Genomic DNA, 15,211 nt, shown 5'->3' on the forward strand with positions numbered 1-15,211 from the left:
GTGGCCAGCCACGAAGGAAGTGCATGGCGGCCATGATCGCGGCGGTGGTCGGAATGACGTCCCGCAGCAGCCGCGCGGGGAGACGCCGGGCGAGGTGGGCGCCGACGAAGCCTCAGGCCACCGCGCCGACCAGCGTGGGGGCGAGGACAAAAGCGGAGCGCTCAGTGTGTCCGGGGCGATCAGGAACAGCACGGTCGCGCCGAGACGGATGGCGGCGAGTTGCGCGATGCGCATCTGGTTGCTCGCCGAGGCGTCGAGACCCGAGACCGATGCTCCACAAGGCCGGCATCATTGTGGCGTTCAACGCTCGGGACAGCGGCGTCCGAAGGCGAGGATCACCGTGGCGAAAGCGAGCAGTCTCGGCGGGTGCCGATTCGAGGCGGTGTCACGCCGCTCCGCGGGTGTACCGGGTGGCGTGTGAGTCCGGCTCTGCCCTTGACGTGTCCCTGGTTGAGGTTATCCACAGGCCCAAGCGGGATCCCGGAAACCACGAGATCGTCAACGCATGACGAATCACAGCGAAACGCATCAGGTCACCCTGCGTACCCCGGCCGAACTGGCCGACGCCCTGCCGTATTTGCTCGGCTACCACCCCGAGGACAGCATCGTCCTGGTCGCGCTGCACGACCGGGACGGGCGCGGCCGGTTCGGAGGCCGCGCCCGGCTCGGAATTCCCGCGAACCCGGACGACTGGCCTGCCGTGGCGCAGCAGCTGACACACGGTCTGGTGACCGGAAGCGAGCGCAGAGGCGCACGGCCCGAGAGCATGGTGGTGTACCTCTGCCAGGAACCGAGGGAGGGCGAAGCACGGCATCAGGTGAAGGAACGTCTGCGCCCGCTCGCCCAGTTGCTGCGCACCGAATGCGGCCGTCTCGACGTACCCGTGGTCGAGGCCCTGTGCATCGCCGACAACCGCTTCTGGTCCTACTGCTGCGTGACGCCCGAGTGCTGTCCGGACGACGGCGTGCCCATGGGCCTGCCCGGCACCTCGGTGCTGGCTGCCGCCGCGACCTACGCCGGTCTGCAAGTGCGAGGCACACTGCGTGAGTTGCGGGCCAGGTTCCACGCCTGGGAGACCGCTGCCGCGCTGGACCAGGAACACGCGCTCGACACCGCGAATGCCCGCCTGGTCCCGCGGATGCTCGACGACGCGAGCCGCGCGGACGTGGCCGAGGAGACCCTGCGACAGGCACGCCGCGTCACGAGCCGATTCGCCGGCACACCCGCCACCTCCGGCACGCTTCTGGCAGACCTTCACGACGACGAACTGCTCGCACACGACGAGGCCGCCACGCTGATTCTGGGCCTGCAGGATCGTACGACCCGAGATCGCGCGGCGGAGTGGATGGAGGGCGACGAGGCGGCACCGGCGCTGCGCCTCTGGCGGGCCCTCGCCCGCCGCTGTGTCGGGCCGTACCGCGAGCACGCCGCAGCTCCTCTGACGCTCGCCGGCTGGGTCGCCTGGTCGACCGGCGATGAACTCGAGGCCCGGGAAGCCCTGGCCATGGCACTCGGCGCGGACCCCGGTTACCTGTTCGCCCGCCTGCTGCACCAGGCCTGCAACGAGGGCCTGGACCCGGAGTCGATCCGGCGCTGTCTGCGCGCGGAGCGCGGCGACCGGCCTCGCGTGGCTGCCGGGCCGCCCGGAACCACGCCGGACACCGCGCGGATCGGGGCCGGCGACGCCGACGAGGACGGGGGCATCGGCTGGGGTGAGGATCCGGAGGGGTTCGCGGCCACGGAAAGGTTCGAGGGGGCGGAGGGGTTCGGGGGAGCGAGCGATGCCGACTGCGTGGAGGGGTTCGAGAGTGACGGCTGGATCGACGACGCCGGACGCACGACCTCCCTCGGCGACGTCGCGAGTCCCCCGTCCTGCTCGACGTCGATCACCGGCGCCACCCGGGCGCTGGAGTCGGCCACGAGGCGTCGACGTCGGGTAGGCCCGGCAGATGACGGCGACACACGCCCCCGCGCCAGGAGGACGGGTGGAAACCGCCCACAGCCCGTGGACAAGCCCGTCGTGCGCCGGCGCAGCCCGGGCACCGGGGAGGCCGCGCCTCGCCGCCACCGGACGAAGGGGCGCGAAGCGTGAACTGGGGTGGGGCAGTTCACGGGCACCCCGGTGGCGGTCGCATGACAGCCGGACGGATCGGCGAGGGCGCGACAGCCGACGGGCGACCGAACGGCAGCGGGGGAGGCGACCGACGACCGAGCGGCGGTGGGGGGCCTGAGGAGCGCCTCGGCAGTGCCGGGACGACTGACCGGCGTCCGGGCGACCGCGTGCCGGTCGGCGGACGGTTCGGCAGCGTCGGAACTAGCGACCGGCGATTGAGCAACGGCAGTGCGTCCCACGTACAACCGACCGGCGCCAGGACAGCTCACGGACACCTCACGCTCCCGACCACAGCGGACGGCCGGTGCAGTCGTCCCGGCACCAGCCGGACGTATGCTCCGCCTCACCGCCATTCGGTCGGCTTGTCCCGCCGGAGGCGTGACTCGGGGAAGCCCTGGTCCGTTCACCTGAGTGGCGGAATCCTTGGACAGGCCGAGCCGCCGCATCACCCCTGTCCTGCCGAAGCCCCCTACCGGGCGCCGAGCGCGCCCTCGGCGCCCAGAGCGCAGAAGAAGTCGCCCATGTATCCGCCGACCCCGCCCTCGGCCGCCGACGACGACCGTCGTGCCGCAGGCACACCCACACCGCCCTTGCGGGGAGGTGGCGGAGTCCCCGGGAACGCAGGGGACCCTCGAGGCTCGGAGCCTCGTTTTCCGGGCACCGGGCGCCCTCCCGCGCCCCCGGCAAGGGGAACGCCGCCATCGCTCGCGCCGCCTGCCTCTCCTCGGCCGTCGCTTGGCCCACCCTCCACCGCCCGCCGTCCCGCTCAGCTGCCCCCGACCCACACCACTCTGATCTGCGTCGCCCTCCCCGGGCTCGCGATCTCCACGGACCAGGGGCAGCTCACCGGCCGGGGACTGGAGGGCTTCTACCGCGGGGGCAGGCGCGTTCTCGCCCGGTGCCAGGTCCGCGTGGCCGGCCGTGAACCGCTAGCGGTGCAGGCCCGGATGACAGCCGCCGACCGTGCTCGTTTCGTGGGGACGTTGCGCGTCTCTCCCGACGGCGGGCCGGACCCGGACGTCGTCGTCGAGCGCATCCGCCACGCGGACGGCACGGAGCGGATCACCCTGCACAGCTCGGCGCCGCGCCCGCTTCGTCTGCCGGTCGAGGTATCACTCGGTACCGACCTGGCGGACCTGGGCATGATCGCCTCCGGCACCGCGGGTCCCGAACTGCCCGCCAGCGTTCACGCCTCCGGCCTGCGCTGGTCCTGCGCCACCGGCAGCGCCGCCGTCACCGCAGACCCGCCACCCGCCGACGCGCTGGCCTCCGCCGGCCTGCTGCGCTGGGAGCTCGAACTTCCGCCGGGCGGTTCCATGACCCTGGAGTTGCGTATACGGCAGGACGGCGCGGGACCGGTCCGAGCCGTCGGTCACGTGCCTACGAGCCCCCTCGCCCCAGCACGGGCCGCCGGTGACGATCCACGCGCGGAGGCACTCCTGCGGACGAGCATCGAAGACCTCCAGGCCCTGCTCCTTCGTGACTCCGCGCATCCCTCCGACACCCACCTCGCGGCAGGCGCGCCGTGGCGCTGCGGCATGGCCCCGGCCGATGCTCTTGCCGCCGCCCGGATGACGCTTCCCCTCGGAACCGTGCTCGCGGCGGGCACGCTGCGAACCCTCGCCCGCACCCAGCTCCCGGGGCCGGGTCCGAGAACCGGCATGCTCCCCGGGCCGCTCCGGGACGCGGGCCCCCACCTGCCGCCGGGCTGTACGGGCACGGAGGCCACCCTGCTCTTCCCCGTGCTCCTCGCCGAGGCCCGCCGCTGGGGGCTCCCGGAACAGGTGACCGAGGAACTGCTCCCGACCGCTGAGCGCTGTCTGACCTGGCTGCGCGCGACCGTGGGCGACGGAACCTACCTGCCCGATCCACAACCGGGCGGCCCGCTGCGCTGCGAGACGCAGGCCCACGCACACCGCGCCGCCCTCCTCGGCGCCGATCTCCTCGACGCGTACGGCCGGCCGGGCGGTGCCGGGCTGCGGCAGTGGGCTCAGGAGTTGCGTACCGCGTTCAGGGAGGACTTCTGGGTCGAGGACCGGGGCGGCGGCAGACCGGCGGCCGCCCGTACGCCGGACGGGCGCAACGTGCCGCACTTCGGTGCGATCGCCGCTCATCTTCTCGACACAGGCCTGCTGGGCGCGGGCGAGCCGGCCCCCGGCCTGCTCGACAAGGTGCAGACCGGACAACTCGCCCGGCTGTTCGGCGGTCCGGCCATGGACTCCGGCTGGGGATTGCGCGGCCTGGGTGTCAAGGAGGCGGGGTACAACCCGTTCGGCCACCGGAGCGGCGCCGTGCGGGTCCAGGAGACCGCGGTGGCCGTCGCGGGCCTTGCCACCGCCGGGTACGAGAAGGAGGCGAGTTCGCTGCTGCGCGGCCTCCTGGCGGCGGCCGAGGCCTTCGAGTACCGGCTGCCCGAGATGTACGCGGGGGAGCAGCGTGCGGAAGGAGGAGCCCCGTTGCCCCACCCGGCGGCCTGTCGGCCGTCGGCCACCGCTGCCGCCTCCGGGGTGCTGCTCCTCGCGACCCTTGCCGGTATCCGTCCGGACGCCCCGGCGGGCACGGTCATGCTCCGTCCGGTACGCAGCGTGCCGCTCGGCGAGATCGGCCTGACGGGGCTGCGGATCGCGGGCGCCCCCTTTTCCGTACGGGTCGGCCGTCTCGGCGTCGCCATGGTCGAGGAGGCTGCCGCGGGACTCCAACTGGGAGCGTGACCTCGTACGACATGTCTCGGACGGACGACCTGAAGCGGTCTGTGAGACCGGTGCCCGACCACCGTGGGCCAGTCGTGTGTGCGGCCTGGGAGAGAGTGTTTATCGTCAGGCAGACGACTATGATCGCGGCATGTCCTACGACCCGTCAGCCTTCCCGCCCTTCGCCGTCACCGTGGATCTGGTCGTGCTGACCGTGCGTCGTCACGCCCTGTGCGCGCTGGCGGTACGCAGGGGTGAGTCGCCCTTTCAGGGGCGTTGGGCGCTCCCGGGCGGCTTCGTACGGGCCGACGAGGATCTGTCACAGGCCGCAGCGCGTGAACTGGCCGAGGAGACCGGCCTGCGCGCCCACGACCCGGACGCCCCTGCTCAGGACAACGGCGCTCACCTGGAACAGCTCGCGACATACGGTGACCCCAAGCGTGATCCCCGGATGCGGGTGGTGAGTGTCGCCCATCTCGCGCTCGCCCCCGACCTGCCCGCTCCCAGGGCGGGCGGTGACGCCAACAGTGCCCGCTGGGCGCCCGTCGAGGAACTGCTGCAGCAGGGTGGCTACGGCCGAGACGGCGAACAGGCGGCACCACTCGCCTTCGACCACGCCCAGATCCTGTCGGACGGGGTGGAGCGCGCCCGCTCCAAGATCGAGTACTCGTCGCTGGCCACGGCGTTCTGCCCGACCGAGTTCACCGTCGGCGAGTTGCGCCGTGTGTACGAGGCGGTGTGGGGCGTCGCCCTCGACCCGCGCAACTTCCACCGCAAGGTCACGGGCACCCCGGGCTTCCTCGTCCCCACCGGAGGTACGACCACCCGGCAGGGCGGTCGTCCGGCCCAGCTCTTCCGAGCCGGCGGCGCCACCCTGCTCAACCCTCCGATGCTGCGCCCCGAGGTCTGACACCGAACCAGGTTGGGCAACGCCTGCCGTCAATGGGCCCCGCCGTACCCGATAAAACGGACATAACGCGCTAACTTGCTACGGGTGATCCAGGCCTTCGGACTGACCAGCAACCCCCGCAAGGAGCTCCCGCCCGCCGTCGACGACGTCTCCTTCGAGGCATGCGCGGGCCGCGTCACCACGCTCCTCGGTGCCCCGGGCGCCGGCAAGACAACGGTGCTCAGGCTCATGCTCGAACTCCAACAGGGCCGTGGGACCACCTACTTCAGAGGCCGCCCACTGCACCGCATCGCCCATCCGTCACGTGAGGTCGGCGTGCTTCTGGGTGATGTGCCGGGGCATCCCGCGCGCACCGTCCGGGGCCAACTCCGCATGCTGTGCGCGGCGGCAGGTGTCCCGGTCCGCCGTGCCGACGAAGTCCTCGAGGTCGTCGGCCTCGTCAGCCTGCGCGACGAACGCCTGGGCACACTGTCCCGCGGCATGGACCGTCGTCTCGGCCTGGCCTGCGCCCTGCTGACCGACCCGCACACCCTCGTGCTCGACGCGCTCACCGACGGTCTGTCCGCCCGCGAACGCCATTGGCTGCACGGCATGCTGCGCGCACACGCGACCCAGGGCGGCACCGTCCTGTGTACCACCACCGACCCCAAGGAGGCGGCCCGCACCGCCGACCGGATCATCACCCTGGATCAGGGACGACTCGTCGCCGACCAGGAGGCCGCGGACTTCTCCCGCACCAGGCTGCGCCCCCGCGTCGCCGTGCGCAGCCCGCAGGCCACCCGTCTCGCGGCCCTGCTGACCAAAGAGGCCCGGACAGCGCAGCGCTCTGTAGAGGTCGTCCCGGAGGCGGGTAATCGGCTCTCGGTTTACGGCAGTACCTGCGCGGACATCGGCGAGACCGCGTTCCGGCACGGCATCCTCGTACACCAACTCGCCGACGAGGTCGGTGACATGGGTCCCGGAGCCGGCTCGACCCGCCAGGGCGGGCCGTCGGCGCGCGGTGAGGCCTGCACGACCGACGGGACAATTGAGCTCGGTGAGGTCAGAGCAACCCGTATGACCGGAGAGATCGACGGCGCAGCAGGACAGAAGGCTGCCGGAGCCACGCCGGCAGACGCCGACCTGCCTCAGGTTTCTGCCACGCCTCCGGGCCTTTCCGCATGGCACGGCTCCGCCGGGCAAAGCCCCCGCAGAGCCACTGCCGCGTCAACCGGAGCCACCCCGGCAGCCCGTCTCCCCGAGCCGAACGTACCCCCCAGCCGCTTGCCGGCAGCCACCCGTGTCTCCGAGCCGACAGCCGACCGTGCCTCAGTGACATCCGCGCTCGCACGCCCCCACGATGCCCGCCCGCGCTCCTCCGACGCCCTCACCTCCGACAGCCAGCCCCCGCTCCCACCCCCCATCTCCGTCCGCCCCGCTCCGAGTCCGCTGCGTCCCCTCCGTTACGAGCTGCGCCGGGCCGGCGGTGTCGGCACCGGGTTTCTGACCGGGGCCGCCGTACTCGTCTCGTCCGCGCTCGTCGCCGTACTCCTGGCCCGCGTCGGCCACACTCCGCAGCACCGCCTGCTGGCCGCCTGGCCTCAGGAGCTGCCGCTGCCGCCCGCGGCACTCGGCGCCGGGCTGCTGGGCGCCATCGCCTTCGGTGACGAGTTCCGCCACCCCGCGCTGGCGGTCGACCGGGGCACCGTGCCCCGCCGACTGGGACTGCTCCTCGCCAAGCTCCTCGTCGCCGCGGCCACCGGGCTGCTGCTGGCCTTCCTCACCGTGGGCTGCGACGCCGAAGTGCTCTACCTCGTCTACGGACGGGAGCTGGCGCGAGTTCCCGCGGACTGGCTCGGGCTGACAGCGAGTTGGATCGGCCTCGTGATCGGCTGTGCGTGGGCCGGGGTGCTGGCCGCGGGCATCTTCCGGTCCACCACCGCCGGGCTCGCGGCGGTGGTCGCCGTACCGGTCCTCGTGGTGCCCCTCGTACAGAAGGTCCTGGAGGGTTCATCCGTGCGGAGCGCGGCCGGCTTCTCCCTGCGTCTGCGGGAACTGCTCCTGGCGGAGTGGCCCTTCGGGGGCGAGCGGTATCTGGCCGCCGGAGCGCGGATGATCGCCCAACCCGTCGGAGGCGCGCTGACGTTGTCGCTGGCTGGTCTGCTCTGTGCGTATCTGCTCACGACCCTGCGAAGCAGGGTCCGATGACGATCGTCCGCGCCCTTCCGGTCCTGCCCTGCGCACAACTCCCCGGGGAACGCCCGTTTCTTTCCGATAAGGCGTCAATTGCGACGGGGTGAGCGATCACCCTTTCGTGTGCTTTTCACCAAAGACCTCAAGGGAGTTGTAGACCGAGCCGACAAAGGATCCGTGAGTACCCTTGCGCAGTCCATGATGACCTCCGCCCGCTCCGCAGACTCCGGTCTCGTCGGCCCGGGCGGATTTGACCGCTACCCCTATGCCGAGGCTCCCGGTGTCGACCGGGTGGGAGTCCCCTCCTGGGACGCCACGGACTCGGAGCTGGGCCGTGTCGGCCGCCGCACCGCGGGCAGCCGCGGTCGCGGGCTGCACGGTCAACTCGTCCAGCAGCTGGGCCAGATGATCGTCTCCGGCGACCTGGGCGCGGACCGCCCCCTTGTGCCCGAGGAGATCGGCCAGCGTTTCGAGGTGTCCCGCACCGTAGTCCGTGAGTCGCTCCGGGTGCTGGAGGCCAAGGGCCTGGTGAGCGCCCGGCCGAACGTGGGCACGCGCGTGCGTCCCGTCAGCGACTGGAACCTCCTCGACCCTGACATCATCGAGTGGCGTGCCTTTGGGCCACAGCGCGACAACCAGCGCCGCGAGCTCAGCGAGCTGCGCTGGACGATCGAGCCGCTCGCCGCTCGCCTCGCCGCCGGGCACGGGCGCGAGGAGGTCCAGCAGCGGCTCGTCGACATGGTCGAGATCATGGGCCACGCCATGAGCCAGGGTGATGCGCTGACGTTCTCGCGCGCCGACTCCGAGTACCACTCGCTGCTCATCCAGCTCGCCGGCAACCGCATGCTGGAGCACCTCTCCGGGATCGTGTCCTCCGCCCTCCAGGTGTCCGGCGGACCGATCACCGGTTGTGACCGGCCCACCGAGGCGTCCTTGGCGCACCATGCCCGGATCGTCGAGGCCCTCGGGGCCGGCGACGGCGCGGGCGCGGAGGCGGCCATGCGGCAGCTCCTCATGGTGCACCCCGAGGTGGAGCGCGTGGTCCCGGCCCCGCGCGAGCACTGACCGCGCGCCGAGGGCGGCGCGGGCGGAGGCCGCCTCGCCGTCCGGAAACATCGCTCGGCTCGCGAGCCCTCGCTGCCGGGCCCCGCCGTACCCCGAGAGGGCTCGGCGGGGTCCGGCGGTGAGACGAGGCGACCGAGTGGTGAGTGGTTGAGTGGTGCGAGGAAGAGGCGGCGGACCGTCCTGAAGCGCCTGTCAGGGCTGCGAGTACCCTTGCCGATGAGGGCGCGGAGCCGTCGGGACGGCCTGGCCGTCGGCACGACTGACCACCTCTAGTCACATTTGACCGCTTCTGGGCACTTACGGGGTGTGACTCGGGCCACGCAGATTGGGCGTAACGCTTGCGGAAGCAGCGCGATGACCTAAGAGGTGACAGCCGCGGAGGGAATACGGACGCCGTTCAAGGCGCTGTGTATCTTCCCGGCCCCCGCCCGCGCCGTCGGCCCATCCCCAGTCGGCGGTCGTCGGCTCCTGTCCGTAGTGGACGGGGCCGGAAGCCGTTTTCCAACGTTCGAGAGGTTGTTCGTGTCGGCCAGCACATCCCGTACGCTCCCGTCGGAGATCGCCGAGTCCGTCTCTGTCATGGCGCTCATCGAGCGGGGAAAGGCTGAGGGGCAGATCGCCGGCGACGACGTGCGTCGGGCCTTCGAAGCTGACCAGATTCCGGCCACTCAGTGGAAGAACGTACTGCGCAGCCTCAACCAGATCCTCGAGGAAGAGGGTGTGACGCTGATGGTCAGTGCCACGGAGCCCAAGCGCACCCGAAAGAGCGTCGCAGCGAAGAGTCCGGCCAAGCGCACCGCCACCAAGACGGTCGCGGCGAAGACGGTGACCACGAAGAAGGCCACCGCCACCGCCACCCCTGCGGCCCCCTCCGGCGAGCCCTCCGCCGACGACGAGGCGCCTGCGAAGAAGGTCGCCGCCAAGAAGACGACGACGGCCAAGAAGGCGGTCGCGAAGAAGACCGTCGCCAAGAAGACGGCGGCCAAGAAGACGACCGCCGGCAAGGACGACGCCGAGGCCGTCGAGGACGAGGCACTCGAGGACGTCAAGCCCGGCGAAGAGGAAGAGGAAGGGGCCGAGAACAAGGGCTTCGTCCTCTCCGACGACGACGAGGACGACGCGCCGGCCCAGCAGGTCGCCGTCGCCGGTGCCACCGCCGACCCGGTCAAGGACTACCTCAAGCAGATCGGCAAGGTCCCGCTGCTCAACGCCGAGCAGGAGGTCGAGCTCGCCAAGCGCATCGAGGCGGGCCTCTTCGCCGAGGACAAGCTGGCCAACGCCGACAAGCTGGCCCCGAAGCTCAAGCGCGAGCTGGAGATCATCGCCGAGGACGGACGCCGCGCCAAGAACCACCTCCTGGAGGCCAACCTCCGCCTGGTGGTCTCCCTGGCCAAGCGTTACACCGGCCGCGGCATGCTGTTCCTGGACCTCATCCAGGAGGGCAACCTCGGTCTGATCCGCGCGGTCGAGAAGTTCGACTACACCAAGGGCTACAAGTTCTCCACGTACGCCACCTGGTGGATCCGTCAGGCGATCACCCGCGCGATGGCAGACCAAGCCCGCACCATCCGTATCCCGGTGCACATGGTCGAGGTCATCAACAAGCTCGCGCGCGTGCAGCGCCAGATGCTCCAGGACCTGGGTCGCGAGCCCACCCCGGAGGAGCTGGCCAAGGAACTCGACATGACCCCGGAGAAGGTCATCGAGGTCCAGAAGTACGGCCGCGAGCCGATCTCCCTCCACACCCCCCTGGGTGAGGACGGCGACAGCGAGTTCGGTGACCTCATCGAGGACTCCGAGGCGGTCGTCCCGGCCGACGCGGTCAGCTTCACGCTCCTTCAGGAGCAACTGCACTCCGTCCTCGACACCCTCTCCGAGCGCGAGGCGGGCGTCGTCTCGATGCGCTTCGGTCTCACCGACGGTCAGCCGAAGACCCTCGACGAGATCGGCAAGGTGTACGGCGTCACCCGCGAGCGCATCCGCCAGATCGAGTCGAAGACCATGTCGAAGCTGCGCCACCCGTCGCGTTCCCAGGTGCTGCGCGACTACCTCGACTGAGTCGCGGTCGTACGACACGGAAGGCCCGGTCTCCCCCAGGGGAGCCGGGCCTTCGTGCTGAACGGGCGTGGGTCGTCGCACCGGCGTGCGGGGAGCGCGGCCCGGCGCGTGTGGAGGGGGTGCTCCAGTCCGCGGCGTCCCTCTTTCGTGGCGCGAGCGTGCGAGGCGGTGCCCGTTGGATCACTCTGGGTTTCTCGTGATCACCCCAGAGTGAGGAGCGCGCATGCGCCATCCCTTTGTCCGGGCCCTGTCCCGGACGCTGACCCGGTCGCTGGTTCTGGCGGCCGCGGCGGCCGTGATACCGCTGGCGTCAGCCGCCCCTGTGGCTGCCGACGGCATCGTCGTCGGTGGATTCCCGGTCGACGTGTCCGAGAGCCCGTGGACGGTGGCGCTGTCCAGCCGTGACCGGTTCGGGGGTACGCGCGCCGGGCAGTTCTGCGGCGGCGTGGCCGTCGGCCGGACCACCGTACTGACCGCGGCCCACTGCATGGGCGAAGACGTCCTGGGGGCGCCGCCCAACCGTGCACGGGACCTCAAGATCATCACCGGGCGTACGGACCTGACGTCGGCCCAGGGCAAGGAGATCGCTGTACGCGACGCCTGGGTCAATCCGGGCTACGACAAGATCAGCAATGCCGGGGACTTTGCCGTGCTCACCCTCACCGAGGCACTCCCGGAGGTCTCGGTCATCGGGATGGCGGCCGCCGGCGACCCGGCCTACCAGCCCGGTACGAGCGCCACGGTCTACGGCTGGGGCGATATCACGGGCGGCGGCGACTACGCGCGCAGTCTGCGGGCCGCGCGGGTGCACGTGCTGTCCGACGCGCTCTGCGAGCGGGCGTATCCGGGCAGCGCCGACGGGAAGTACCGCGCCGGCAGCATGTTGTGTGCGGGCGAGGCCGCAGGGGGGCCTGACGCCTGCCAGGGGGACAGCGGAGGGCCGCTGGTCGCCCATGGGCGGCTGGTGGGGCTCGTGTCCTGGGGGAGCGGCTGTGGACGGCCCGGTAGCCCGGGCGTCTACACGAGAGTCTCGGACGTCGTACGGACGATGGGGTGGGGTACCGCCGACGCTGCCGGGAGCGGCGGCTGAGGGCGTGTGTGCGGCGACGTGAGGGGGTTTTCGAGGTCCACCCTCATAGCCGGCGCCCGAGGGCCCCTGGGCGGCTTGAGTGAAGCGGGCGGCCACTCCTGATTGCAGGAGTGGCCGCCCGAATCAACCGACCTGTGTCGGGGCTGGCTCGTCGTCGACGCGCAGTATCAGCGTTCTTCTTCGTTGGAGCTGGCAGGAACGGTAGTCAGTCGCTCCGTCTCGTCCTGTATCTCAGCGGCGATCTTCTTGAGTTCCGGCTCGAACTTGCGACCGTGGTGGGCGCAGAAGAGCAGTTCTCCGCCGCTCGCCAAGACAACGCGAAGGTATGCCTGGGCGCCGCAGCGGTCGCAGCGATCAGCGGCCGTCAGCGGGCTCGCGGGGGTCAGAACAGTAGTCACGTCGCCTCTTCTCTAGCTCGACGAGCTGTCGTACCAGGGTCAACATCCAACCAGGCCGAAAACGTTCCCGCTCGTGGCCTTTCCTCGAAAAAATCTTTTCGAGGTGGCTGTCTGCTTCCGGTTGGCGGCGAATGTGCCGTATTGCGTGTCTTTGTGTCTGTACGGGTTCGCGCTGTCGGTCGTCTGTAGGGGTGTTGGTCCTCCCGGCTGGATTGCCGGTTGTCCATGAGGACGTGCCCGGAGCCTAAATGGTTCATGCCTGGAAGGGAACGTGATATGTACTTCACTCCATCGAGGGATCGAACAGGCATGCGACTCTGGATTAGTGTGAGTTTCGCCGAGGGTGGTGTTACATCGGCTCTACCAGGCCTCGGTACCCTCTGAGCGGCGACCGAAGCCAGGCCCTTACCCATCAGGGCCCCAACTGAAATTCAGCGAGGAGCGAACCGCGTGACCGCCGATACGTCCGTGCCGTCCACAGCGCTGCTGGCAGGAGCAGACCGGGACGGTTCCAACTACACCGCGCGGCACCTGCTCGTCCTTGAGGGCCTCGAGGCCGTGCGAAAGCGCCCGGGCATGTACATCGGGTCCACCGACAGTCGTGGCCTGATGCACTGCCTCTGGGAGATCATCGACAACTCCGTGGACGAGGCCCTTGGGGGCTACTGCGACCACATCGACGTCGTCCTGCACGACGACGGCTCCGTCGAGGTGCGGGACAACGGCCGCGGCATCCCCGTGGACGTCGAGCCCAAAACCGGCCTCTCCGGTGTCGAGGTCGTCATGACCAAGCTGCACGCCGGCGGCAAGTTCGGCGGCGGCTCGTACGCCGCCTCCGGTGGTCTGCACGGCGTGGGCGCGTCCGTGGTGAACGCACTCTCGGCGCGCCTGGACGTCGAGGTCGACCGCGTGGGGAACACCCATGCGATCAGCTTCCGGCGGGGCGTGCCCGGCTCCTTCTCCGACGTCGGCCCGGACGCCACGTTCGAGACAGGGGGCCTGCGCAAGACCAAGCGGGTCCCCAGGACCCGCACCGGTACGCGCGTTCGGTACTGGGCCGACCGTCAGATCTTCCTCAAGGACGCCAAGCTCTCACTGGAGAACCTCCACCAGCGTGCTCGGCAGACCGCGTTCCTGGTGCCGGGCCTCACCATCGTCGTCCGCGACGAGGTAGGGCTCGGTGAAGGCGGCAGCAAGGGCGAGGAGTCCTTCCGCTTCGACGGAGGTATCAGCGAGTTCTGCGAGTACCTGGCCACCGACAAGCCGGTCTGCGACGTCCTCCGCTTCTCCGGGCAGGGATCCTTCAAGGAGACGGTCCCGGTCCTCGACGACCACGGCCAGATGACTCCCACCGAGGTCACCCGCGAGCTGGGTGTCGATGTGGCGCTGCGCTGGGGCACGGGTTACGACGTGAACCTCAAGTCGTTCGTGAACATCATCGCCACGCCCAAGGGCGGCACCCATATGGCGGGGTTCGAACAGGCCGTCGCGAAGACGATGAACGAGGTGCTGCGCACCAAGAAGCTGCTGCGCGTGGCCGAGGACGACATCGTCAAGGACGACGCCCTGGAGGGCCTCACCGCGGTCGTCACCGTGCGTCTCGCCGAGCCGCAGTTCGAGGGGCAGACCAAGGAGGTGCTCGGTACCTCGGCGGCCCGCCGCATCGTCACGAACGTGGTGTCCAAGGAGCTCAAGGACTTCCTGACCTCCACCAAGCGGGATGCCGCCGCGCAGGCCCGTGTGGTCATGGAGAAGGCTGTGGCCGCGGCGCGTACGCGCATCGCGGCCCGTCAGCACAAGGACGCGCAGCGCCGGAAGACGGCCCTGGAGTCCTCCTCGCTGCCCGCCAAGCTCGCAGACTGCCGCAGTGACGATGTCGAGCGCAGCGAACTGTTCATCGTGGAGGGCGACTCCGCGCTCGGTACGGCCAAGCTCGCCCGGAACTCGGAGTTCCAGGCACTGCTGCCGATCCGCGGCAAGATCCTCAACGTCCAGAAGTCGTCCGTGACCGACATGCTGAAGAACGCCGAGTGCGGGGCGATCATCCAGGTCATAGGGGCCGGGTCCGGCCGTACGTTCGATATTGACGCGGCACGCTACGGCAAGATCATCATGATGACCGACGCCGACGTCGACGGCTCCCACATCCGCACCCTGCTCCTGACCCTGTTCCACCGCTACATGCGGCCCATGGTCGAAGCGGGCCGGGTGTTCGCCGCGGTGCCGCCGCTGCACCGCATCGAGCTCATCCAGCCGAAGAAGGGACAGGACAAGTACGTCTACACCTACTCGGACCGCGAGCTGCGCGAGAAGCTTCAGGAGTTCCAGAGCAAGGGTGTCCGCCACAAGGACTCGATCCAGCGCTACAAGGGTCTTGGCGAGATGGACGCCGACCAGCTTGCCGAGACCACGATGGATCCGCGCCATCGCACGCTCCGCCGGATCAACGTGTCCGATCTGGAGTCCGCCGAGCAGGTCTTCGACCTGCTGATGGGCAACGACGTCGCTCCTCGCAAGGAATTCATCTCCAACTCGGCGGCAACGCTCGACAGGTCGCGAATCGACGCGTGACCCGTCCTTGTTCCGGTGCCGGGGCAGCACTCCCGAGTGCTGCCCCGGCACCGTCTCTCCACCCTGGGGTGGACCCCCGACCGGTTGTGGATCCACCCTTGCTCCACCCCTGCTCCGATCCTGTGACCTGCCGATTTCCGTAGT

At 70.2% G+C, this 15,211-nt stretch carries 9 protein-coding genes; 8 read left to right on the forward strand and 1 reads right to left on the reverse strand.

The window, feature by feature from the left end:
• Positions 1-505: 505 nt before the first annotated feature.
• From G3I71_RS27380 to G3I71_RS27410, 7 genes are all read left to right on the forward strand, one after another.
• Entirely contained in the window at positions 506-2,092 is a 1,587-nt protein-coding gene (locus G3I71_RS27380) for a DUF4192 domain-containing protein (protein ID WP_164318376.1), read from the forward strand.
• A gap of 815 nt (positions 2,093-2,907) precedes the next feature.
• Positions 2,908-4,824, forward strand: coding sequence for a glycogen debranching N-terminal domain-containing protein (locus tag G3I71_RS27385; protein WP_343243096.1), 1,917 nt, complete (start codon positions 2,908-2,910; stop codon positions 4,822-4,824).
• A gap of 130 nt (positions 4,825-4,954) precedes the next feature.
• Positions 4,955-5,713, forward strand: a complete 759-nt coding sequence (locus G3I71_RS27390; protein WP_164318378.1) for an NUDIX domain-containing protein — start codon at positions 4,955-4,957, stop codon at positions 5,711-5,713.
• 84 nt (positions 5,714-5,797) lie between these two features.
• On the forward strand, positions 5,798-7,900 hold the full coding sequence (locus tag G3I71_RS27395; RefSeq protein WP_164318380.1) for an ATP-binding cassette domain-containing protein: 2,103 nt from the start codon (positions 5,798-5,800) through the stop codon (positions 7,898-7,900).
• A 162-nt stretch (positions 7,901-8,062) separates the two neighbouring features.
• Positions 8,063-8,950, forward strand: a complete 888-nt coding sequence (locus tag G3I71_RS27400) for an FCD domain-containing protein (RefSeq protein ID WP_343243094.1) — start codon at positions 8,063-8,065, stop codon at positions 8,948-8,950.
• A gap of 522 nt (positions 8,951-9,472) precedes the next feature.
• Positions 9,473-11,008 carry an RNA polymerase sigma factor gene (locus tag G3I71_RS27405; RefSeq protein WP_164318383.1) on the forward strand — a complete coding sequence of 512 codons (1,536 nt, stop codon included), beginning with the start codon at positions 9,473-9,475 and terminating at the stop codon, positions 11,006-11,008.
• A 223-nt stretch (positions 11,009-11,231) separates the two neighbouring features.
• Positions 11,232-12,098 carry a trypsin-like serine protease gene (locus tag G3I71_RS27410; RefSeq protein WP_164318385.1) on the forward strand — a complete coding sequence of 289 codons (867 nt, stop codon included), beginning with the start codon at positions 11,232-11,234 and terminating at the stop codon, positions 12,096-12,098.
• Between the two features lie 167 nt (positions 12,099-12,265).
• Here G3I71_RS27410 and G3I71_RS27415 read toward each other — a convergent pair whose 3' ends face one another.
• A complete protein-coding gene (locus tag G3I71_RS27415; RefSeq protein ID WP_055532400.1) occupies positions 12,266-12,496 on the reverse strand; it encodes a hypothetical protein in 231 nt (76 codons plus the stop codon).
• A 450-nt stretch (positions 12,497-12,946) separates the two neighbouring features.
• Between G3I71_RS27415 and G3I71_RS27420 the strand changes: the two genes are divergently transcribed.
• The gene (locus G3I71_RS27420; RefSeq protein ID WP_164318387.1) at positions 12,947-15,067 is read left to right on the forward strand and encodes a DNA topoisomerase IV subunit B; all 2,121 of its coding nucleotides are present in this window, start codon (positions 12,947-12,949) and stop codon (positions 15,065-15,067) included.
• Positions 15,068-15,211: the final 144 nt, after the last annotated feature.

The organism is Streptomyces sp. SID12501 (assembly GCF_010550245.1).
In the GTDB taxonomy this organism is placed as follows: domain Bacteria; phylum Actinomycetota; class Actinomycetes; order Streptomycetales; family Streptomycetaceae; genus Streptomyces.